Annotated in this window: 21 protein-coding genes; 13 read left to right on the top strand and 8 right to left on the bottom strand. The window is 63.8% G+C overall.

All coding sequences use genetic code 11. The annotated features are described in order from the left end of the window. Positions 1–46: 46 nt before the first annotated feature. The 6 genes from ileS (at position 47) to arfB (ending at position 8040) form a co-directional block, all read left to right on the top strand. Positions 47–3193 carry an isoleucine--tRNA ligase gene (ileS, locus tag IVA88_RS02875; protein WP_247495790.1) on the top strand — a complete coding sequence of 1049 codons (3147 nt, stop codon included), beginning with the start codon at positions 47–49 and terminating at the stop codon, positions 3191–3193. 10 nt (positions 3194–3203) lie between these two features. Then, positions 3204–3698: a signal peptidase II gene (gene lspA / locus IVA88_RS02870; protein WP_247495789.1), complete on the top strand. Its 495-nt coding sequence runs from the start codon at positions 3204–3206 to the stop codon at positions 3696–3698. 96 nt (positions 3699–3794) lie between these two features. Next, a complete protein-coding gene (locus IVA88_RS02865; RefSeq protein WP_247495941.1) occupies positions 3795–4523 on the top strand; it encodes a hypothetical protein in 729 nt (242 codons plus the stop codon). Between the two features lie 202 nt (positions 4524–4725). Then, positions 4726–6120: a pitrilysin family protein gene (locus tag IVA88_RS02860; RefSeq protein WP_247495788.1), complete on the top strand. Its 1395-nt coding sequence runs from the start codon at positions 4726–4728 to the stop codon at positions 6118–6120. Next, a complete protein-coding gene (locus tag IVA88_RS02855) occupies positions 6039–7508 on the top strand; it encodes a pitrilysin family protein (RefSeq protein ID WP_247495787.1) in 1470 nt (489 codons plus the stop codon). Before IVA88_RS02860 ends, IVA88_RS02855 begins: the two co-directional genes overlap by 82 nt. Before the next feature lie 112 nt (positions 7509–7620). Beyond that, a complete protein-coding gene (gene arfB / locus IVA88_RS02850) occupies positions 7621–8040 on the top strand; it encodes an alternative ribosome rescue aminoacyl-tRNA hydrolase ArfB (protein ID WP_247495786.1) in 420 nt (139 codons plus the stop codon). 61 nt (positions 8041–8101) lie between these two features. Here the strand turns inward: arfB and IVA88_RS02845 are convergent, their stop codons facing one another. Continuing rightward, entirely contained in the window at positions 8102–8410 is a 309-nt protein-coding gene (locus IVA88_RS02845; protein ID WP_247495785.1) for a hypothetical protein, read from the bottom strand. 309 nt (positions 8411–8719) lie between these two features. Here IVA88_RS02845 and IVA88_RS02840 point away from each other — a divergent pair, with 309 nt between their 5' ends. From IVA88_RS02840 to IVA88_RS02825, 4 genes are read left to right on the top strand one after another with little or no spacing between them, the layout of a single operon-like run. Further along, entirely contained in the window at positions 8720–9103 is a 384-nt protein-coding gene (locus IVA88_RS02840; protein WP_247495940.1) for a c-type cytochrome, read from the top strand. After that, entirely contained in the window at positions 9104–9499 is a 396-nt protein-coding gene (locus IVA88_RS02835; RefSeq protein ID WP_247495784.1) for a VOC family protein, read from the top strand. Positions 9500–9543: 44 nt separating this feature from the next. Beyond that, entirely contained in the window at positions 9544–10092 is a 549-nt protein-coding gene (locus IVA88_RS02830) for a gluconate 2-dehydrogenase subunit 3 family protein (RefSeq protein ID WP_247495783.1), read from the top strand. Positions 10093–10121: 29 nt separating this feature from the next. Beyond that, on the top strand, positions 10122–11690 hold the full coding sequence (locus IVA88_RS02825) for a GMC family oxidoreductase (protein WP_247495782.1): 1569 nt from the start codon (positions 10122–10124) through the stop codon (positions 11688–11690). Between the two features lie 138 nt (positions 11691–11828). On the opposite strand, the gene IVA88_RS02820 is transcribed toward IVA88_RS02825, so the two are convergent. Beyond that, a complete protein-coding gene (locus tag IVA88_RS02820; protein ID WP_247495781.1) occupies positions 11829–12146 on the bottom strand; it encodes a ribbon-helix-helix domain-containing protein in 318 nt (105 codons plus the stop codon). Positions 12147–12395: 249 nt separating this feature from the next. Here IVA88_RS02820 and mutL point away from each other — a divergent pair, with 249 nt between their 5' ends. Beyond that, a complete protein-coding gene (gene mutL / locus IVA88_RS02815; RefSeq protein WP_247495780.1) occupies positions 12396–14207 on the top strand; it encodes a DNA mismatch repair endonuclease MutL in 1812 nt (603 codons plus the stop codon). Positions 14208–14216: 9 nt separating this feature from the next. Here the strand turns inward: mutL and rsmD are convergent, their stop codons facing one another. Then, on the bottom strand, positions 14217–14771 hold the full coding sequence (rsmD, locus tag IVA88_RS02810) for a 16S rRNA (guanine(966)-N(2))-methyltransferase RsmD (RefSeq protein ID WP_247495779.1): 555 nt from the start codon (positions 14769–14771) through the stop codon (positions 14217–14219). Between the two features lie 4 nt (positions 14772–14775). Beyond that, positions 14776–16920 (bottom strand): pseudouridine synthase, encoded by a 2145-nt coding sequence (locus IVA88_RS02805; RefSeq protein ID WP_247495778.1) that lies wholly within the window; start codon positions 16918–16920, stop codon positions 14776–14778. A 119-nt stretch (positions 16921–17039) separates the two neighbouring features. On the opposite strand from IVA88_RS02805, the gene IVA88_RS02800 reads away from it, so the two are divergent. Then, on the top strand, positions 17040–17498 hold the full coding sequence (locus IVA88_RS02800; RefSeq protein WP_247495777.1) for a nucleoside deaminase: 459 nt from the start codon (positions 17040–17042) through the stop codon (positions 17496–17498). On the opposite strand, the gene IVA88_RS02795 is transcribed toward IVA88_RS02800, so the two are convergent. Both IVA88_RS02795 and purD read right to left on the bottom strand, forming a co-directional pair. After that, a complete protein-coding gene (locus IVA88_RS02795) occupies positions 17495–18400 on the bottom strand; it encodes an alpha/beta hydrolase (protein ID WP_247495776.1) in 906 nt (301 codons plus the stop codon). The two genes, IVA88_RS02800 and IVA88_RS02795, sit on opposite strands and share 4 nt — an antisense overlap. A 153-nt stretch (positions 18401–18553) precedes the next feature. Next, positions 18554–19837: a phosphoribosylamine--glycine ligase gene (purD, locus tag IVA88_RS02790; protein ID WP_247495775.1), complete on the bottom strand. Its 1284-nt coding sequence runs from the start codon at positions 19835–19837 to the stop codon at positions 18554–18556. A 261-nt stretch (positions 19838–20098) separates the two neighbouring features. Here purD and IVA88_RS02785 point away from each other — a divergent pair, with 261 nt between their 5' ends. Then, positions 20099–20584, top strand: a complete 486-nt coding sequence (locus IVA88_RS02785) for a hypothetical protein (RefSeq protein WP_247495774.1) — start codon at positions 20099–20101, stop codon at positions 20582–20584. 61 nt (positions 20585–20645) lie between these two features. On the opposite strand, the gene IVA88_RS32545 is transcribed toward IVA88_RS02785, so the two are convergent. Together IVA88_RS32545 and IVA88_RS02775 are read right to left on the bottom strand one after the other, a co-directional pair. Further along, entirely contained in the window at positions 20646–21452 is an 807-nt protein-coding gene (locus tag IVA88_RS32545; RefSeq protein ID WP_247495773.1) for an abortive infection family protein, read from the bottom strand. A gap of 320 nt (positions 21453–21772) precedes the next feature. Further along, positions 21773–22411 carry a hypothetical protein gene (locus IVA88_RS02775; RefSeq protein ID WP_247495772.1) on the bottom strand — a complete coding sequence of 213 codons (639 nt, stop codon included), beginning with the start codon at positions 22409–22411 and terminating at the stop codon, positions 21773–21775. Between the last annotated feature and the right edge of the window lie 68 nt (positions 22412–22479).

Genomic DNA, 22479 nt, shown 5'->3' with positions numbered 1-22479 from the left:
TCCGCATCGCCAGCCGTTCCCGCGCCCTTCCGAGCCAGTCAGCCTCATGTCCGAAAAGCCACAGAAGTCAGACGCCAAAGACTATTCCAAGACGCTTTATCTGCCGCAGACCGAATTCCCGATGCGCGCCGGCCTGCCGCAGCGCGAGCCGGAGTTGCTGAAATACTGGAACGACATCGGCCTGTACGACAGGCTGCGCCAGGAAGCCCAGGGCCGCGCCAAATTCGTGCTGCATGACGGCCCGCCCTACGCCAATGGCAACATCCATATCGGGCACGCGCTGAACAAGATCCTCAAGGACGTCGTGACCAAGAGCCAGCAGATGCTCGGCTTCGATTCCAACTACGTGCCGGGCTGGGACTGCCACGGCCTGCCGATCGAATGGAAGATCGAGGAGGAGAACTACCGCTCCAAGGGCAAGCAGAAGCCCGATTTCCGCGACTCCACTGCGATGGTGGCGTTCCGCAAGGAATGCCGCGCCTATGCCACACACTGGATCAACGTCCAGCGCGAGGAGTTCAAGCGGCTCGGCATCATCGGCGATTGGGATCATCCTTATCAGACGATGAGCTATCCCGCCGAAGCGCAGATCGCCCGCGAACTGATGAAATTCGCGGCCAACGGCACGCTGTATCGCGGCTCCAAGCCGGTGATGTGGAGCGTGGTCGAGAAGACCGCGCTTGCCGAAGCCGAGGTCGAATACGAGGACTACACGTCGGATACGGTGTGGGTGAAATTCCCGGTCCTCGGAACAAAGAGCAAATTCCCCGTTCCCGGAATTGGTGCGACGCCAGAAGAGGCTGCAATACTCTCCCACGCGTGGCGTGATGCCGCGGTTGTAATCTGGACGACTACCCCATGGACCCTCCCTGGCAACCGAGCGATCGCTTATTCAGACAAGCTCAGTTATTCGCTTCTGGTTCCCGGCCGGCAGTTGGATCAGCCATCGGATATCGAGGCTGCGGCAAAAGACATCGGCGTTAGCCCCGAGCAGTATGAAACTGCGAGGGGGGAGATTAACGCGGCCAGAAAAGCATATGTCGAAAAGTTCGGCCCAACCGCGCTCTTGGTAGCGTCCAATCTCTCTCTGCCGTTTCAGGTAGCCTTGCGAGCTGGATCGAACCTTTTTGACTCGTACAAAATTGATAGTGCCACACTGGGCGAGTTGGTTTGCGCGCACCCATTGCGTGGCAGAGGGTACGATTTCGATGTACCTCTCTTGCCCGGCGATCACGTCACCGACGACACCGGCACCGGCTTCGTGCACACCGCGCCCGGTCACGGTCGCGAAGACTTCGACGTCTGGATGACCAATGCGCGCGAACTGGAAGCGCGCGGCATCAACACCACCATCCCCTACACCGTAGACGAAAATGGCGCCTTCACCGACCACGCCCCCGGCTTCACCGGCAAGCGCGTGCTCACCGACAAGGGCGAGAAGGGCGATGCCAATGAGGCCGTGATCAAGGCGCTGATCGAGGCCGGCAAACTCCTGGCGCGCGGTCGCCTCAAGCACCAATATCCGCATTCCTGGCGTTCCAAGAAGCCGGTGATCTTCCGCAACACGCCGCAATGGTTCATCGCGATGGACAAGGACATCCGCGAGGATGGCCACGCGACGAAGGGCGACACGCTGCGCGCCCGCGCGCTGCATGCGATCTCGGTGACGCAATGGGTGCCGCCGTCGGGCGAGAACCGCATCAACGGCATGATCGCCAATCGTCCGGACTGGGTGATCTCGCGCCAGCGCGCCTGGGGCGTGCCGATCGCCGTGTTCGTGCGCGAGAAGAGCGACGGCTCGGCCGAGATCCTGCAGGATGAGGTCGTCAACCAGCGCATTGCCGAGGCCTTCATGGAGGAAGGCGCCGACGCCTGGTACATGCAAGGCGCCCGCGAGCGCTTCCTCGGATCCCGCGCCGGCGAGGACTGGAAGAAGATCGACGACATCTGCGACGTCTGGTTCGATTCCGGCTCCACGCACGCCTTCGTGCTCGAGGATCGCCAGAACTTCCCGCAGCTCGGCAATATCGTTCGCAAGGTCGACGGCGGCAGCGACACCGTGATGTATCTGGAAGGCAGCGACCAGCATCGCGGCTGGTTTCATTCCTCGCTGCTGGAGAGCGCCGGCACGCGCGGCCGCGCGCCCTACGACGTCGTGCTCACCCACGGCTTCACGCTCGACGAGAACGGCCGCAAGATGTCGAAGTCGATCGGCAACACCGTCGAGCCGCAGAAGGTGATCAAGGATTCCGGCGCGGATATCCTGCGCCTGTGGGTCTGCGCCACCGACTACGCCGACGACCAGCGCATCGGCCCGGAAATCCTGAAGAACACCATCGAGACCTATCGCAAGCTGCGCAACACCGTGCGCTGGATGCTCGGCACGCTGCATCATTACCAACCGGCCGACGCGGTCGCGGCCGCCGAGATGCCGGAGCTCGAACGGCTGATGCTGCACGAGCTCGCGGTCCGTGCTGCCGTCGTCCGCAAGGCCTATCAGGAGTTCGACTACAAGACCGTGGTCGCGACCCTGTCCGCCTTCCTGAACAGCGAGCTCTCGGCGTTCTATTTCGACATCCGCAAGGACACGCTCTATTGCGATCCGCCGTCCTCGCTGACGCGCAAGGCGGCGCTGACCACGATCGACCTGCTGTGCAACGCGATCCTGAAATGGCTGGCACCAATCCTCAGCTTCACCGCGGAAGAAGCCTGGCGGATGTACAGGCCCCACGCAGAGCCCTCGGTGCATCTGACGCTGTTCCCGGAGAACCTCGAAAGCTTGCGCGACGACAAGCTCGCCGCGAAGTGGGAAGCGATCCGCAACGTCCGCCGCGTCGTCACCGGCGCGCTGGAGCTCGAACGCGCCGCCAAGAACATCGGCTCGTCGCTGGAGGCATCACCGGTCATCTATGTCGCGGACCGCGACATGCTTGCGACGCTGTTCGACACCGACCTTGCCGAAATCTGCATCACCTCGAACTACGAGGTGCGCGAGGGCGAGGCGCCGGCTTCCGCATTCCGTCTCGATGCCGTTCCAGGCGTCGCGGTCGTGGTGGAGAAAGCGGTCGGCACCAAATGCGCCCGTTCCTGGAAGATTTCGCCGACGGTGGGTGAAGACCCCGAATACCCCGACGTCACCCCGCGCGACGCCAGGGCGTTGCGCGAATGGAAGGCGCTGGGGGTGGGGGTCTGATCCCCGCGCCATGACCCCGCTCCGCGCCGGCATCCTCGCGACCCTGGTCACGCTCGTGGCCGACCAGGCTTCAAAGCTCTGGCTGCTGAACGTGTTCGACCTCGCCCGTCGCGGCGCGGTGAGCGTGACGCCGTTCTTCGACCTGGTGCTGGCTTGGAATATCGGCATCAGCTTCGGCTGGCTCCAGAACGATGGTCAGGCGGCGCAGCTGGCGCTGATGGCGGTCAAGGTCCTCGCGGTGATCGCGCTGGCGATCTGGATGGCCCGCTCGCATACCCTGCTGGCGACCATCGCGCTCGGCCTGATCATCGGCGGCGCCATCGGCAATGGCATCGACCGCCTGGCCTATGGCGCGGTGGTCGATTTCGCCCTGTTCCACATCGAGATCGGCGGAAATACCTATAATTGGTACGTGTTCAACCTCGCCGACGTGGCCATCGTTGCTGGGGTGGCGGCGCTGTTGTATGATTCCTTCCTGGGGGTACCCGCCGCAAAAGCGCCCTGATCCCGGCCGATACGGACCGGCAGGTGGAACCTTGCTTTCGCGCGGGTTAAGCCGCGCGAAAGCGGCAAACTGCCACAATTTGGAACAGGTACAGTGATGCGCAGCTCGAAGACCAGCGGTTCGATGGTTGCAGACCCCCGGCAAGGGTTCTGGCGGGCGTTGAAATTGTCCGCTGTCGCGCTCGGCATCGGTCTCGTCATGTCGGCTGGCGCCGTCCGCGCCGGTGACGACGGCGAGGACGACGACGACATGACCTTCGAAGAGAAGCTCATCGACAATCTGATGTCCGGCATTGGCGCCAAGAGCATGGAGAAGAAGGGTATCGAGTACCGCGAGCGGTCGCCGCTGGTGGTGCCGCCCAAGCTCGACCTGCCGCCACCCGCGGGCATCGAAGCCAAGAACGCACCGAACTGGCCGAAGGACCCTGACGAGAGGCGTCGCAAGGAGGCCATCGCTCAGCGCAAGAAGGCCAACAAGGCTCAGGAAAGCTGGCAGGCAGGCCGGGCGTTGTCGCCCGCCGAGATGGAGGTCGGCAGGACAGCCGCACCCGAGCGCACGAGCAATGATCCTATTCAGCCGGGCACCAACGGCAACCCGTCGCTCAGCCCCGCCCAGCTTGGTTTCACTGGCGGCCTGTGGGGCATGATGAAGGGCAGCGGCAGCTCTGAAAACAAGCAATTCACGACAGAGCCGCCGCGCCAGTCACTGGTCGAGCCGCCGCCGGGCTACCAGACGCCGTCGCCGAGCTACGCCTATGGCGCCGGCGAGGACAAGACCCGGCGGACCTATTTCGACATCATGTCCGGCAAGGACAAGGAACAATAGCGCTCCTGTCCGCTTGCGATATCCTGACAGACGTGGACCCGGTGCGGGCGGCTCGTGCGCGCCGGACGCGGTCTTTAAATTGCTTATCAGTAACTTGCGCCCGAGTTGAGTTCTCTGCTTCGTGACGCGAAGCGTTTGCCGCACGGTGTACCATGCTGTGCCTCCGAGCCGGACATCCGGGCTCGGCCTTTCCCTAAGGATCATGATGCCCTCTTACCGATCGGTTGCCTGCCTCCTTGCCGCGCTGCTTTCGACCAGCGTCCTGACGGCCGGCGCATCCCTCGCCCAGACCACGGTGACCTCGGCTCCGCCCGCCAGTTTCACGCTCGCTAACGGCATGCAGGTCGTGGTGATTCCGGACCACCGCACGCCCGTGGTCACGGAAATGATCTGGTACAAGGTCGGCTCGGCGGACGAGACGCCGGGCAAGTCCGGGCTTGCGCACTTCCTCGAGCACCTGATGTTCAAGGGCACCTCGAAACATCCGGTCGGCGAATTCTCGCAGACCGTGCTCCGGGTCGGCGGTAACGAGAACGCCTCGACCTCGGTCGACTACACCAACTACTATCAGCGCGTGCCGCGCGAGCAGTTGCCGTCCATGATGGAGTTCGAGGCCGACCGCATGACCGGCCTGATCCTCAAGGACGAAAACGTGCTGCCCGAGCGCGACGTCGTGCTCGAAGAGTACAACATGCGCGTCGCCAACAATCCGGACGCACGGCTGAACGAGCAGATCATGGCCGCGCTCTATCTCAATCATCCCTACGGCCGGCCGGTGATCGGCTGGCACCAGGAGATCGAGAAGCTCGATCGCGAGGACGCGCTCGCCTTCTATCGCCGCTTCTACGCGCCGAACAACGCGATCCTGGTGATTGCCGGCGACGTCGAGGCCGCCGACATCCGCCCGCTCGTCGAGCGCAATTTCGGCTCGATCCCGGCCCAACCCGCGATCCCGGTGCGCCGCATCCGCCCGCAGGAGCCGGAGCCCGCGGCGCCGCGCACCGTGACCCTGGCCGATCCGCGCGTCGAGCAACCCGGCTTGCGGCGCTATTACCTGGTGCCCTCGGCGACCACGGCTGCGGCCGGCGAAAGCGCGGCGCTCGACGTGCTGGCACAGCTGATGGGCAGCGGCAGCAATTCCTATCTCTACCGCGCGCTCGTGGTCGACAAGCCGCTCGCAGTCTCCGCCAGCGCCAGCTATTCGAGCATCTCGCTCGACCCGACCCAGTTCGCGATCTCGGCTTCGCCCAAATCCGGCGTCAGCTTCGCCGAGATCGAGCAGGTGGTCGACGGCGTCATTGCCGACATCGCGCAAAATCCGATCCGCGCCGAAGATCTCGAGCGGGTCAAGACCCAGCTCATCGCCGAGGCGATCTACGCCCAGGACAACCAGGCAGTTCTGGCGCGCTGGTATGGCGGCGCGCTGACCACGGGCCTGTCGGTCGAGGACATCCGGAGCTGGCCAGATCGCATCCGCGCGGTCACCGCCGAGCAGGTCCGCACCGTCGCGCAGAAATGGCTCGAGAAGAAGCGTTCGGTAACGGGCTATCTGATCAAGGACACCGCGACCACCAAGCGCGAGGAGAAGCGTTCGTGACTTATCCCTTCCTTCGTGCAAGGCACTTCCTGCACACAAGACAGTTCGCGCTCTCCGTCGTCGCCAGCGCGGCACTCGCGCTCGCTACCGTTTCGCCGTCGCAGGCGGCTGCAAAGATCCAGCATTTGACCTCGCCGGGCGGCATCGAGGCCTGGTTCGTGCAGGATGCGACCGTGCCGCTGATCGCCATGGAATATTCCTTTGCCGGCGGCTCGGCACAGGATCCCAAGGACAAGTCGGGCGTCGCCAATCTGGTCGGCGATCTCCTCGACGAAGGCTCCGGCGATCTCGATTCCAAGACCTTCCACGAGCGGCTTGACCGCCGCGCCATCGAGCTCTCCTTCAGCGCCACCCGTGACACGTTCCGCGGCAGCCTGCGCATGCTGCGTGACAACAAGGATGAGGCCTTCGACCTGCTGCGGAGCGCGCTGACCTCGCCGCATTTCGAAACCGCCGATGTCGAGCGCATTCGTTCGCAGGTGATCTCGGGCCTACGCCGCGAGACCACCAACCCGACCTCGCTAGCGAGCCGCAAATTCCTCGAGGTCGCCTTCGGCGAACATCCTTACGGCCGGCAGTCCAACGGCAACCTCGACAGCGTTCCGACCATCACGGTCGCCGACATGAGGGATTATGTCGGCCGCGTGCTCGCCAAGGACACGTTGAAGATCGCGGTGGTTGGTGATGTCGATCCGGCAACCCTCGGCAAGCTGCTCGACCACACGTTTGGTAGCCTGCCCGCAAAGGCCAATCTCGTGCCGGTCCCCGACATCGAGGCCGCCAGGCCGCCGCAACGCGCCTTCGTGACGCTCGACGTGCCCCAGACCGTGATCACCTTCGGCGGCCCCGGGGTGAAGCGCAGCGATCCGAACTTCATGGCGGCCTATGTCGTCAACCACATCCTCGGCGGCGGCGGGCTGTCCTCGCGGCTCTATCGCGAGGTGCGCGAGAAGCGCGGCCTGGCCTATTCGGTGTTCGAATCGCTGCTCTGGATGGAGCATTCGGCGGTTTTCATCGGCAATACCGGCACCCGCGCCGACCGCGCCGGCGACACCACCGAGGCCATCGACAAGGAAGTGCGACGGATCGCCGAGGAAGGCCCGACGCAGAAGGAGCTCGACGAGGCCAAGTCCTACCTCAAGGGCTCGCAGATGCTGGCGCTCGACACCTCCTCGAAGCTCGCGCAGGCGCTGCTGCAATATCAGCAGGACAAGCTGCCGATCGACTATATCGAGAAGCGCAACGCCGTCGTCGATGCGGTCACCATGGACGACGCCAAGGCGGCCGCAAAGCGCCTCTGGGGCCAGGGCCTCCTGACCGTCGTCGTCGGCCGCGCCCCGCAGGCCGCGGCGCAACCGGCAGCCGCACCGGCGACGAAGTCGAACTGACGTCTTCCGTACGCTTCTGAAATGGCCGGGCTCGCCCGGCCATTTGCATTTCGGGCGCCATTGCCGAAATTAGGCGTCCGGGATATGTCCGGGCATCACAAATGGTGCCACCATGCTGCGGATATCCCGCGATCTTGTCATCGACGAGGACGACATCGAGATCGGCTTTGTCCGCGCCTCCGGCCCGGGCGGGCAGAACGTCAACAAGGTCGCGACCTCAGCGCAATTGCGCTTCGATACCCGGAAGCTGACGCTGCCGGAGGATGCGGCGGTGCGCCTCGCCCGGCTCGCAGGGCAACGCATGACCAAGGACGGCGTCATCGTGATCCAGGCGCAACGCTTCCGCACTCAGGAACGCAACCGCCAGGACGCCATCGACCGCCTTACGGAGATGCTCGCCGAAGCCATGGTCCGGCCGAAGCCGCGGCGCGCGACAAAGCCGACCTTTGGCTCCAAACAGCGCCGGCTCGAAGGCAAGAAGCGCCGCAGCGACATCAAGTCGAAGCGCGGCGGCGGACATTTCGACGATTGACTGATTGGTGAAAAACCTCCGGCCGCGGAGCGACCGGAGGTTTGCCGTTTCGCTGGCTGCGTCAGTAGCGTTTGCCGGTCGCAGCACCGCCCGACACGGAATCGTCTGCCGTGCCCTTGTGCGTCGCGCTACCGGTCGTTCCGACGGCGCCCTTCGTACCCTTGGTCGACTTCATGCCAACCTTCTCACCCGCGGCTCCCTGCTGTGCGCCGAGATCCTCATCCTCGCTACCAGCCGCGCCGCCCTGCATGGGTTTGCTTTGCACGGTGCCGCCCGGCCTGGCGCCAGAGGATGTACCTTGCGCGAGAACGGGCGTCGCAATCAGGGCCGCGAGAGCGCATGCGATTGCAGAGGTCTTCACCAACTTCATCCATTTCTCCTGGATCTTTCGCGATCGACGGTTCGGCAGCTTCCTGCGCCGCCCGCTTTGGGCCGGACCGGTTCATCGCGTCGAGGGTTCGAACGGCGCGGTCGTGATGCAATCCACTTCGTGTGGTCATCGTTTAGGGATTTTTGGGCGGTTTCGCGGAATTGTCGTTCTCATATGCGGCGCCAGGGAACATGCGTAACCCGCGATGACCGCAGCTTGCTGCGAAACAGCCCGCTACTACCACCGCCGAACTGACGCCGCCTAGAATTTGCGCGCGCTGAACTGACGTGGATGGGCGGGCTTTTGACGATGCGCGCGATCGTGCTGGGATTGTGCACCGCGATGGTGCTGGTGCAGGTGGCCGAGGCGCAGATGCCCTTGCCGGCTGCAAAGCCGCCGGATGGCGCAACACTGTTCAAGCAGCAATGCGCAGTGTGCCACACCATGAACCTATCAGAACCGGTGCGGCAGGGTCCGCCGCTGGTCAGGATCGTCGGGCGGCTCGCCGGCAAGGTCGAAGGCTTTCACTATTCAGAGCCCCTCGCAAAAGCAGCCTTCGCCTGGGACGAGACGACGCTCGACGCCTGGCTGACCAATCCGCAAGCCGTGATTCCAGGCGTGGTCATGGTCTATCGGCAAGCGAAGCCGGAGACGCGCGCCGCCATCATCGCTTATCTGAAGGAGCAGAATTGAATGGCGAAGCCGGTCCATTCCATGATCCGCGCACTCGACGAGGCGCGCTCTCTCGACTTCTACCAGCGGGCCTTTGGCCTGGAAGTCACCGACCGTCTGAAGTTCGCAGACTTTGCCTTGATCTATCTGCGGCACCCGTCCTCACCCTTCGAGCTGGAGCTGACGGTCAATTTCGATCGCAAGGAACCCTATGCGCTCGGCGACGGCTACGGACATCTCGCCTTGGTGGTCGAGGATCTCGATGCCGAACATGCCCGCTTCGAGCGCGAGAAGCTCGCACCGGGCCCACTGCGCGACTTCAAGCACGATTGCAAAACGCTGGCGCGCTTCTTCTTCGTCAGTGATCCCGACGGCTACAAGATCGAGGTGATCCAGCGCGGCGGACGTTTCAACTGATCAAATCACAAAATCCAAATCACAAAAATCGAAGGAGGAATGCCATGAGAGAAGTCGATCGTCGAAGCAAGCACAGCCGCCGCGTCTTTCTCAAGGGCGCCGCGACCGCCGTGCCCGTCGCGGCAGTCGCGACCAGTGTCGCCGTCAGCATCGAGGGCGCATGGGCCGACGAGACCAGCGCGCTTTCGCCCGCAACGATGAAGACGCTGCTGAAGGTCGCGCGCGATATTTATCCGCACGACGTCCTCGGCGACAGTTACTACATCACCGCGATCAAGCCGTGGGACGGCAAGGCGGTGAAGGACGCGTCCGTCAAGTCGCTGATCAGCGACGGCATCACACGACTCGATCAGAATGCGCGTGATCGCCACAAGGTGGCTTACGCCGAAGTGCCCTGGGAATCCGACCGCGTGGTGCTCTTGAAGGAGATCGAGCAGAGCGACTTCTTCCAGAAGGTGCGCGGCGACCTCATCGTCTCTCTCTACAACCAGAAAGAGGTCTGGCCGCGGTTCGGCTACGAGGGCTCCTCCGCCGAGCACGGCGGCTACATCAACCGCGGCTTCGCCGACATCGACTGGCTGCCGAAAGCCTAAGTCGCACCCAACGGTTCAGGAGAACGCAAATGGCAAAATTCGATCTGAACGACTCCAGCGTTGTGGTGATCGTCGGCTCCGGTGCCGGCGGCGGCACGCTGGGCAACGAACTCGCACAGAAGGGCGTCAAGGTGGTCATCCTCGAAGCAGGCCCCCGCATCGAGAATCAGGACTTCGTCAACGACGAATGGGAGAGCTTTTCCCAGCTGGCCTGGACCGATGCCCGCACCACATCGGGAACATGGCGCGTCGCCAAGGATTTTTCGGGCCTTCCTGCCTGGATCGTCAAGGCAGTTGGCGGCTCCACAACCCATTGGGCGGGCGCGTCGCTGCGGTTCGACGAGCACGAGTTCAAGGTGAAGAGCACCTACGGCAACCTTCCCGGCGCCAACCTGCTGGACTGGCCAATCACGCTCGCGGAGATGGAGCCGTGGTACGCCAAGGCCGAGAACAAGATGGGCGTGACCCGCACCAACGGCATTCCCGGACTTCCCGGCAACAATAACTTCAGGGTGATGGAGGCCGGCGCAAAGAAGCTCGGCTACAAGACTGTGCATACCGGCAACATGGCGATCAACAGCCAGCCACGAGATGGGCGCGGCGCCTGCCAGCAGATCGGCTTCTGCTTCCAGGGCTGCAAATCAGGCGCGAAATGGTCGACGCTCTACACCGAGATACCCAAGGGCGAGGCGACCGGCAATCTCGAGGTCCGCCCCGCGAGCATGGCGGTCAAGATCGAGCATGATGCGGGCGGCAAGGTCACCGGCGTGGTGTACGCCGACGAGGCTGGCGCGATGCAGCGCCAGAAGGCCCGCATCGTTGCGGTGGCCGGCAATTCGATCGAAAGCCCGCGGCTGCTGTTGAACAGCGCATCCACGATGTTTCCGGACGGCCTCGGCAATTCATCGGGCCAGATCGGCCGCAACTACATGCGCCACATGACCGGCAGCGTCTACGCCGTGTTCGAGAAATCGGTGCACATGTATCGCGGCACCACCATGGCCGGCATCATCCGCGACGAGGCCGCAAACAATCCGAAGCGCGGCTTCGTCGGCGGCTACGAGATGGAGACACTGTCGATCGGACTGCCCTTCATGGCAGCGTTCCTCAACCCCGGCGCCTGGGGACGTCCGTTCACCGCAGCGCTCGACGGCTATCCGCGCATGGCCGGCATGTGGCTGGTCGGCGAGGACATGCCGCAGGAGACCAACCGCATCACGCTCGATCCGACCGTGAAGGACAAGTTCGGTCAGCCGGTCGCGAGCGTCCACTTCGACGACCATCCCAACGATATCGCGATGCGCGCGCACGCCTACAAGCAGGGCGCTGCGGTTTACGATGCCGTCGGCGCCACCGTGAGCTACCCGACACCGCCCTATCCCAGCACGCACAATCTCGGCACCAACCGGATGAGCGAGAAGCCGCGCGACGGCGTGGTCAATAAGTTCGGACAGAGCCACGACGTCAAGAACCTGTTCGTCTCCGATGGCAGCCAGTTCACCAGCGGCGCAGCCTGCAATCCGACACTGACCATCGTTTCGTTGGCGATCCGGCAGGCGGATTACATTGCCGGCGCGATGCAGAAGAAGGAGATCTGACGTCCGACGTCATCGGTTCGGAACGGAGCACACCGCTCCCTCCCCGTCGTTGCGAGCGAAGCGAAGCAATCCAGAATCCCACCGCGGTCACGGTCTGGAATGCTTCGTCGCAAGAGCCCCTCGCAATGAGAGGTGAGGCTATTCAGCCGCATCGAGAATGGGCGCGACGGCGACCTTGAAATCCCGTACCGGCGCCAGATTCCGGGAGCGATAGATCAGGCAGGAGCAGCGCAGCAGCGACGCGAAATTGTTGACCTCGCCGTGGTGGTCGAGCACCTCGTTGTAGAGCGTCGTCAGGAACTTGCCGACGCTCATGTTCTCCTTAGCCGCGATCTCCTCCAGCGTGTCCCAGAATGCCATTTCCAGACGGATCGAGGTGCAATGCCCACCGATCCGCAATGAGCGGGTCTGGGATTCGTAGTCGCGTTGGGGCTGATGCGCGAAGAGATGGCACATGGCGTCCTCCCGGTCTGTTGCCGTTTTTTCACGATGCTACACCGCAGCCCGGCACCCCACAATCGGAACGAGAGCCGGAGATGGGTCTATCGGTTGCACGATTTCCTCGAACGTCCAATCTCTTCAATGTGATAGACACCCCTCTTCCCCAGCCCGCCACGTCCCTGTTGCCCAACACCTGCTTTTGACGCAACACGGCCTAGAATAGCGCTGTCCGCGATTCCAGATTCGAGCCCAAGATCGAGTTTCATGCCCGTCCGCCAGCTTCCAGAGCAAGTCGTCAACCGCATCGCCGCCGGCGAGGTGGTCGAACGTCCCGCGAGCGTGGTCAAGGAACTCGTCGAGAACGCCATCGACGCCGGCGCCAGCCGGATCGACGTCTTCACCGATGGCGGCGGGCGCCGGCGGATCGGCATCACCGACGACGGCGGCGGCATGACCGCCAGGGACCTGTCGCTGGCGATCGAGCGTCACGCCACCTCGAAGCTCGATGACGAGGACCTGCTGCAGATCCGCACGCTCGGATTCCGCGGCGAGGCACTGCCCTCGATCGGCTCGGTGGCGCGGCTTTCCATCACCACGCGGCATGCCAGCGAGCCGCACGCCTGGGCGCTCAATGTCGAGGGCGGCGAGAAGTCCGAGATCATGCCGGCGGCGCTCGCGCATGGTACGCGGGTCGAGGTCAATGACCTCTTCTACGCGACGCCGGCGCGGCTGAAGTTTTTGAAGACCGACCGCACCGAGGCGGAAGCGATCCGTGAGGTGGTGCGGCGCCTTGCGATGGCACGACCCGAAATCGCCTTCACGCTCGCGGGCGAAGAGCGCGCGCCGGTGACCTGGGCTGCGGCGCTGCCCGGCGTCGCCGGTCGCCTGACCCGTCTCGGTGACATCCTGGGCACGGAGTTCCGCAGCCATGCCATCGAGGTCCATGCCGAGCGCGAGGGCGTCGTGGTCGCCGGCTATGCCGCGGCGCCCGCACTGACCAAAGCCAACGCGCTCGGGCAATATCTCTTCGTCAACGGCCGGCCGGTCCGTGACAAGCTGATCCTCGGCGCCGTGCGCGGGGCCTATGCTGACTATCTGCCGCGCGACCGTCATCCGGTGCTGGCGCTGTTCGTCACGCTCGATCCGCGCGAGGTCGACGCCAACGTGCATCCGGCCAAGACCGAGGTGCGGTTTCGCAACGCCGGCCTCGTACGCGCGCTGATCGTGCACGGATTGAAGGAAGGGCTGGCACGGGAGGGCCGGCGCACGGCTGCCAACGGCGGCGAGAGCGCGCTGTCGTCGTTCCGCCCCGCATTCACGCCGCGCCCGGCAAGCTGGGCCTGGCGCCAGTCGCCATCCGCCCCGGTCGCGCCGATGCCACCGTTCGAAGGCTCCGCCGCACCCGCTTTCGCCGAGCGCGCGCAGGCTGCGTTCGATGTCGGTGCGCCGAGTGCAGACGTGCGGATCGAAACGCAGCCTGTCGGCGATCTCGTCGATCGTCCGCTCGGCGCGGCACGCACCCAGATCCACGAGACCTATATCGTCTCGCAGACCCGCGACGGCTTGATCATCGTCGACCAGCATGCCGCGCATGAACGCATCGTCTACGAGCGGCTCAAGGCCTCGCTGGCGGCCAACGGCGTGCAGCGGCAGATCCTGCTGATCCCCGAGATCGTCGAGATGGATGAGGCCACGGTAGAACGCCTGCTTGAGCGCAGCGAGGAGCTGGCGTCGTTTGGCCTGGCGATCGAATCCTTCGGTCCCGGCGCGGTCGCGGTGCGCGAGACGCCGTCGCTGCTCGGCAAGGCCAACGCTGGCGGGCTGTTGCGCGATCTTTCCGAGCACATGGCCGAGTGGGACGAGGCGCTGCCGCTGGAGCGCCGCCTGATGCACGTCGCCGCCACCATGGCCTGCCACGGCTCCGTGCGCGCCGGCAGAAGGCTGCGGCCGGAGGAGATGAACGCCCTGCTCCGCGAGATGGAGGAGACGCCGAACTCCGGCCAGTGCAATCACGGCCGCCCGACCTATGTCGAGCTGAAGCTGTCGGATGTCGAGAAGCTGTTCGGGCGGCGGTAATCTTCGAAATTACGGCCGCTTCAAAAACACGAACTCCGTGTCGTCATAAGCGCGCCGCTCCAATTCCGCGAAGCCTTCGGGCGTGACGAACTGCGCCGTCTTCGCCTCTTCCACGACGAGCAGCGCGCCCGGCGCCAGCCAGCCGCCGTCGCGCAGGCTCGCGAGCGCCTTCTCCGCAAACCCCTTGCCATAGGGCGGATCGAGGAACACCAGCGAGAACGGCTCGACCGGATGCGCAGGCCCGAGATCGGTCGCATCGCGGCGATAGACTTTTGTCACGCCACCCAGGCCCAGCGACTCGACATTGTTCCGCAGCAGGGCGCGCGCTTCCGCGCCGTTGTCGACGAACAGCGTGAACTTCGCGCCGCGTGACGACGCTTCGATGCCCAGCGCGCCGGTGCCGGCGAAGAGATCGAGCACGCGCGCGTCCGCAATCGGATCGTCATAGGCGTGCACGAGGATATTGAACACGGACTCGCGCAGGCGGTCCGCCGTGGGGCGGATGTCGCGCGAGGACGGTGAGGCCAGATTGCGCCCCTTCAATCGACCGCCGACCACGCGCATGATCTTACTCGCCGTCCTTCGGCGCCAGATCGCGCTTGCCGTGATAGCCGCGCTTGGGACGGCGTGGCGGGCCGTAGCCGCTGGCCTCGGACTCGTTGCGCTCGCGCGCCTCCTCGCTGCCGGTGCGTTGCACCAGCACGCGGCGGCCCTTGCGGTCGTTGATCACGCCGCGCTTGCTCGCCGGCTTCTTTTCGCTTGGTGCGCCGTCTTCGTCGCTCGACGATGATTTCTTCGGCACGTCGAACTGCGCGCCCGACTTCTCGATGATCTTGTCGCCGAGCTGGTCGCGCAGCACGCGCGACTTGATCTCCTCGACCTGGCCTTCGGGGACCTCGCCGAGCTGGAACGGGCCGTACGACACCCGGATCAGCCGGTTCACTTCCAGCCCGAGATGGGCGCAGACGTTGCGCACTTCGCGGTTCTTGCCCTCCCGGATCGCGAAAACCAGCCAGACATTGGCGCCCTGGTCACGCTCCAGCGTGGCGTCGATCGGACCGTATTTGACGCCCTCGATCTCGATGCCGTTCTTCAGCTCGTCGAGCTGCGCCTGCGTGACGTCGCCATGGGCGCGGACGCGGTAGCGGCGCAGCCAGCCGGTGTCCGGCAGCTCGAGCGTGCGCGCGAGCCCGCCATCATTGGTGAGCAGCAGCAGGCCCTCGGTGTTGAAGTCGAGCCGGCCGATCGAGATCAGCCGCGGCAGACCTTCGGGCAGATTGTCGAACACGGTTGGACGCCCCTCGGGATCGTCATGCGTCGTCATCAAACCGCGCGGCTTGTGATAGAGGAACAGCCGCGTGCGCTCGCGCTCCGGCAACGGCTTGCCGTCGATGGTGACGACGTCGTTCGAGGTGATGTCGAGCGCCGGCGAATTGATCACCCGGCCGTTGACGCTGACGCGGCCCTGCGTGACCATCTCCTCGGCATCGCGGCGCGAGGCGAGCCCCGCACGCGACAGCACCTTGGCGATACGCTCGCCGGCCTTCTTCGGCTTGGCCTCTTCCTCCCGGCGCGGCCGCCGCTCGGGATCACGATCGCGCTCGCGATAGGCGCCGCGGCCACCGAAGGCCGGACGCTTCTCGAAGATCCTGCTCTCGTCCTCGTTTTCGCGGCGCGGACGATCGCTGGAGCGAGCTTCGCTGCGCGGATGCTCGTGCCAGTCGGAACGCTCGCGCGGACGATCGAATTTCGGGCGATCACCGCCGCGCCCACCACGTTCGCCCTCGTTGTCACGACGGGGCCTGTCGAACTTGGGACGATCATCGCGTGGGCGGTCGAACTTCGGACGATCGGGCCGATCAAACTTGGGCCGATCGAATTTCGGCCGCTCGCGGAACGGACGATCACCCGATGTGCGATCGTCGCGCTTCTGCCAGGGCTTGTCCTGACCGCGGTCGCTACCGCCAAAATCCTTGCGCGGACCCTTGCTGAAATCCTTGCGCGGCGGCCGGTCGCCGCGCGGAGCCGCATCGCGCTTCTGCCAGGGTTTTGAATCGCTGCGCTCGCTACGATCGTCACGCCCATAGGATGGGCGATCACCGCGCGGCTTGAACGGGCGCTTCTCGCCATCGCGCGGGCCACGATCGGAAAACGGACGGTCGCCGCGCGGCTTGAAGCTGCGCTCGCCGTCGAACTTGCGCTCCGGACGGTCGCCACGCGGCGCGTAGGGCCGCTTGTCGCCGAACTTCTTGTCACCGGTCCGGCCGGCCGGGCGGGAATCGTCGCGATCCCGGCGCGGCGGACGATCGTCACGCCCATAGGACGGGCGATCACCGCGCGGCTTGAACGGGCGCTTCTCGCCGTCGCGCGACGGACGGTCGGAAAACGGACGGTCTTCACGCGGCTTGAAGGGCCGATCGCCACGTGGCTTGAAGCTGTGCTCGCCGCGACCTTCACCGCGCGGCCGGTCTTCGCGATTGAACTTAGGGCGGTCGCCGAAGTCGCGGCGCGGGGCATCGCCCTCTTCGCGGCGGCGGAACGGCTGACCTTCGCGGGACGGGCGGGCGGCGCCCTTGTCCCCAGGTCCGCGCTTGGCGAACTTCTTGTCGGGCCCGCGCGGCTTGCCGGACCGGCCCTTCGCCGGGCCGCCCTTGGCCGGGCCACGGTCGCGCCGGCCACGGGAATCGTTGTCTTTGTCGCTGTCGCGAGGCATTGATAATCTCACTCAGGGGGTGGCCAGAAAGCATTGTGCGCGCTCGTCTCGAGCCGCATGCTCAGGCAAAATCGGTAAGCACTTCTGCTGAAGGCGCAGCTACTAGCAGGTTTCTGGCGATGATACGAGGCTTGAAAGCCCCCTCTTTCATGGATTTGGCGCTCAGAACGGCCGAAAACGCCGGAAAGTCGGGCGAAGTTCCGATCGGATGCGTCGTGGTCCGCAATTTCGAGGTCATCGCCACCGCGGCGAACCGGACGCTGACCGACTACGACCCCACGGCTCATGCCGAGATCATTGCGCTCCGCGAAGCCGCCAAAAAGATCGGCAGCGAGCGCCTGGTCGACTGCGACCTCTACGTGACGCTGGAGCCCTGCACCATGTGTGCGGGCGCGATCTCGTTTGCAAGGGTGAGGCGCCTCTATTACGGCGCGGCCGATCCCAAGGGCGGCGCGGTGGAATCAGGCGTGCGGTTCTTCACCTCGCCGACCTGCCATCACGTTCCGGATGTCTATTCCGGGGTCGGCGAAAGCGAGGCGGCGCGGCTGCTCAAGGACTTCTTCCGGGAACGGCGCTAAGGCGCCGCAAAGAACTCGCGCAGCGCCTTCGCGGTGACGTCGGGGTTCTCCTCGGTGAGGAAGTGGCCGGACTCCACCGGCATGCCCACGACGTTGGTCGCCCATTGCTTCCAGATGTCGAGCGGCGTGGCGGCGGCCTGCGCCACGCCGGCATTGCCCCACAGCGCCAGCATCGGAATGGTGATCTTCTTGCCGGCCTCGAAATCGGCCTTGTCGAGATCGTAGTCGAAATAGGCGCCGGCGCGGTAGTCCTCGCACATCGCATGCACGCGGGCGGGATCGCGGAACGGGGCGATGTAGTGGTCGAGCGCGCGCGCGTCGATGGCCTCCAGCGTCTTCGATTTGGTCTGGCTCGCCATCTTGAAGCGCAAGAAGAACTCGCCGTTGCTCGCGATCAGCGTCTCCGGCAACGGCGCGGGCTGCGCCAGGAAGGTCCAGTGGTAGATCTTCAGCGCGTAGGCGCGGTTCATCCGCTCCCAGTAATTATAGGTCGGCAGGATATCGAGCACCGCAAGCTTCGACAGCCGGCCGGGATGATCGAGCGCAAGGCGATAGGCGACGCGGCCGCCGCGATCGTGGCCGGCGAGCGCGAAGTGCACGTGGCCGAGTCGCTCCATCGCCTCGACCATGGCTTTCGCCATCGCGCGCTTGCTGTAGGGGATGTGCAGCGCATCGCTCTCGGGCATGTCGGACCAGCCATAGCCGGGCAGATCGGCGATGATCAGCGTGAAGCGGTCGCTCAGCTGCGGCGCTACGCGATGCCACATCACATGCGTCTCGGAGAAGCCGTGCAGAAGCAGCAGCGGCGGCCCGTTGCCGCCGACGCGGGCGAAGATGCGGCCGAAGGAGGTGTTGATCCATTCGGAGGCGAAGCCGGGATAGAGGTCGGCGAGATCGGACATCTTCTGCATCCTTATCTGGTCAATTCCGGAGCCGCCCAACAAAAGGGGCGAAAACAACCCCATGCACAGTAGCTAAGTTCAAGCCCTGCCTGCACAATTTCGGAGTGCCGACGGGCGCGGCCAGACATTACGCGCTGGCAGCCAAGAACCCTGTCAGCCTTTGGCCTTTTCGGCGTCAACCGCCTGCCAGCCGATGTCGCGGCGGCAAAAACCTTCCGGCCAGTTGATGCGGTCGACGGCCTGATAGGCGCGGGCTTGCGCTTCCGTCACGGTCTTGCCGAGCGCGCAGACATTGAGCACGCGGCCGCCATTGGCGAGGATCGCGCCGTCCTTCTCGACCGTGCCGGCGTGGAAGATCTCGGCGGTCTCGACCTCTGAGGCGTCATCGAGCCCCTCGATCCGCGTGCCTTTCTGGTAGTCGCCGGGATAGCCCTTCGCCGCCATCACCACCGTGAGCGCGGAGTCCGGATGCCAGCGCAGATCGAAATTCTTCAGCTGGCCGTCGCAGGCGGCGAGGAAGGCCGGCACGATGTCCGACATCATCCGCAGCATCAGCACCTGGCACTCGGGATCGCCGAAGCGCACGTTGAACTCGAACAGCTTTGGGCCCTGCGTCGTCAGCATGATTCCGGCGTAGAGGATGCCGCGAAACGGCGTGCCGCGCTGCTTCATGCCTGATACCGTCGGCAGAATGATCTTGGCCATGATCGCGTCATGGATCGCAGGCGTGACCAGCGGCGTCGGCGAATAGGCGCCCATGCCGCCGGTGTTCGGGCCGACATCGTGGTCGAACACGCGCTTGTGGTCCTGGGCGGACGCCAGCGGAATCGCGGTCTCGCCGTCGCACAGCGCGAAGAAGGAGATCTCGCGGCCCGGGAGAAACTCCTCGACCACGACTTCAGTGCCGGCCTCGCCGAAGGCGCCCTCGAACATCATGGCGATGGCGTCCTCGGCCTCACGCACGGTCTTGGCGACGACGACGCCCTTGCCGGCGGCAAGCCCATCGGCCTTGACCACGATCGGCGCGCCCTGGCTCTGGACATAGGCGCGCGCATCGGCGGCATTGGTGAATCGCTCATAGGCGCCGGTCGGAATGCCGAATTCGGTGCACAGCGCCTTGGTAAAGCCCTTGGAGCTTTCGAGCTGGGCGGGAATCCTGTTCGGCCCGAACGCCTTGATGCCGGCGGCGGTGAGGTCATCGACGATCCCGGCCGCCAGCGGCGTCTCCGGGCCGACCACCACGAGCTCGACCGCATTCTCTTTGCAGAACTCGATCACGGCGGCATGGTCGGCGACATCGAGCGCCACGCATTCCGCCTCGCGCGCGATCCCGGCATTGCCCGGCGCGCACCAGAATTTGGTCACCAGGGGAGAGGCTGCGATCTTCCACGCCAGGGCATGTTCGCGGCCGCCGGAACCGAGCAGGAGAATGTGCATCGAAGGCTCAGAATTGAGGGGTTTTGCTGTGGGCGGAGGTCGCACGAATCGGGTCGGGCCTCAAGGGGAAACGGCCCGCACTCCCCGTCATTCCGGGGGCCCGCCGCTTGGACCAAGCCAGGATTCATAGTGCCGTGCCGTGCGCAGACCGGTTGGCGACGCCAATGTCCTCATTCAGGGAAGCTGCTCGCCATTGAATTGCTGAAAATTCACCGTACCTCTACCGCTAGAATGCCTGGCGCTCCTTAAGGAGGATAGGACATGAGCCTGGTGAGCTATCTTGCTGATATTACCGAGCGCCGCGTGCAAGACAGAGCGCGCATAGTCTTTGATGACTATAACCATGTAGCACAATGCGATCACAAGCTCAGTCCAAAGGGGCAAGAGCTCGTTGAGCTGGCCGAAGAGTGGGGAACGACACGAGAGAAATTGATCGAGATGCGGCAATGGATGAAGCGCATCACGAAAACATGTGAGGAGCGACTCGCCCGTGAGAAGATCGTCCTTTGCACCTTAAACGAAGCGAGGGATCAGGTACTTCGCAAGCAATACATCACGAAGGGTGAGGCTTCCAAAATCGCTCCCATATGCGGAGGTGAAATTCTTGATCTCGAGGCCGTATACAATGGGCTGATGGTCAGAGGCCGTTACCTCCTTGTTTCAGAGTCAGCCGTGGTCGAGGGGCTCAAAAAATTTGCGCCGGACTATCTGTTAAACGGCCTCATTCAAGAGCGCACGAGCGCCTAAAGAGGAGAAACACGCAGCGGCCCGCCGCTTCTAGGCTGCGCCGGCACCGTTGCATCGCAGCCTATTTGCTTGCTGCTTGCGCGCCTTCTCCTTCAAATCTTGCTGTCTCTACCGATCTCACGAAGCGCAGCATTGAAACGACGGTCTCGAAGATAAACCGCGCCTCCTCTTTCTCCACTACCGTGTTGTCATGGGCGAACGAATGCGAGTTGCGCACGTCGTTGTAGCTTTGAAAAATCCCAATGCAGTTCTTCATAATCTGCTTCGTGATTGGCTTAAGCTCGCGCTCGGCCTCTACTAATTTGACATAACGCCCTACCCTACTATGCAGCGGCTCTTCCTGGTTGGTCGGCGCGCCGCGCTGCTTGAGCAGATGGGCGAACTTTTTCATGGAATAGGTGTGCAGGCGATCCAGGGCGGCCTGGGGTTTGTCCGCTTCGGCATCCCTGCGGATGGCCTGTACCAGTTCCTCGAGCGTCTCATCCCGTGTGAACGCCACCACGGCGTCTATCGCCGGCGTGCCGGCGCCGGACTCGATGCGATTGATGATCGCGAAAAGATTGGCTTCCTGCCTCTTGCAGTCCTCGGGAGTGGCCCCGTAAGGGACATAGGCAATTACCTGACGGTGCGCCCACAGACCGCGCAGCATGCGCGCTACTAGAGGTGCAGGCTCGTCCTCGATGAATGCGCGCAGCCTGTTTGCTTTTGAGGTGCCACGGCGCTTATAACGCTGATCGTCGATGTTGATCCGCAACTCGTCTTCAAACCATTCGGACATGGTGCGATCGGAGAAATTCAACACATATCCTGAGCCCATGGCAAAGGCATCGTCGATCTGGCGCATCTCGCTGCGCTTGATTTGAACCACCTTGTCTACTTATCCTCCGTCATTCACGCGGCGGCATTCTTTTTCGCCTTAGACAGCCCGTAGGATGGGTTGAGCCATTGCGAATCCCATCACACGCGCATCTCGCAGCTTACGTGAAGTTGGCCGACCAAGCGCCAACCGCGACTCACGGTCACTTGCAGTCGGATGATAGGCGCGAAAACGGAGAGCAGGAATGCGAAAGCGATGGGTTTCGCAATGGCTCAACCCATCCTCGAGCTATAGTCTTGGCCTCGAACTGTAATAAGTTGCTCCCCCCGTCGAGTTGAACGTTGCCGTGTACTGCGACGAAATGGCGCCGCCTAAGAGCGGATCGCGAAGACCTTGGCGGTTCCGTGGGTGTCAACATCGACGAAACCATCCTGCGTAAAATGCACGAAGTCGGCGAGAAAGGCGTCCAGGATTGCTGCAAATTCCGCCTGTGTGAAGTGAAAGAGGCTGCGCTTGCTTTGAGTATCCGACGCGATCAGAAGCCCATCCGGCAAATAGACGCTTCCCGATAATACAGCGATGACACGGGCGTGCAGCATCTTGTCCGAGATGACTTTGGGCGTCCGGCGCTGCAGATGGCGAGCCCTCATGTCGTAATTGTTGAAGATCTCCGATGCCGTCTTACTGATGAACGGCTCGCGCCACTCCCCATCGGCTTTGACGAAAATCTCGTGCACTTCGAGTTCCGACTCGCGAAATCGATCGGTCACGAGGCGACATTCGATCAGCCGCCGCATGCAAATGGCGGCGACACCGATGGCCCGTTCGAGCATGTGAAGGGGGTTGTGTTCCGTGTTGCTATCGACCAACACCTCGTCGAGGTGTTGCAGTATGCGGCGGCGTTGCTCGGATAATTCGTTTTTCCACGTATAGGAGTGCCAGTCCGACGAGCTTACGCAGCCAAGCTTCCGCGCCTCCACGAAGCTTTCGGGAAGATTATCTTCATTCATTGGTGAGCGCCCCTCCGACGATGCGTTCTCTTACCACTTTTTGCCACGCGGCGCTTGCCGCAACGACG

This window comes from Bradyrhizobium sp. 149 (assembly GCF_023073915.1).
Lineage (GTDB): Bacteria > Pseudomonadota > Alphaproteobacteria > Rhizobiales > Xanthobacteraceae > Bradyrhizobium.
This window is presented reverse-complemented; position numbering and strand designations above follow the sequence as displayed.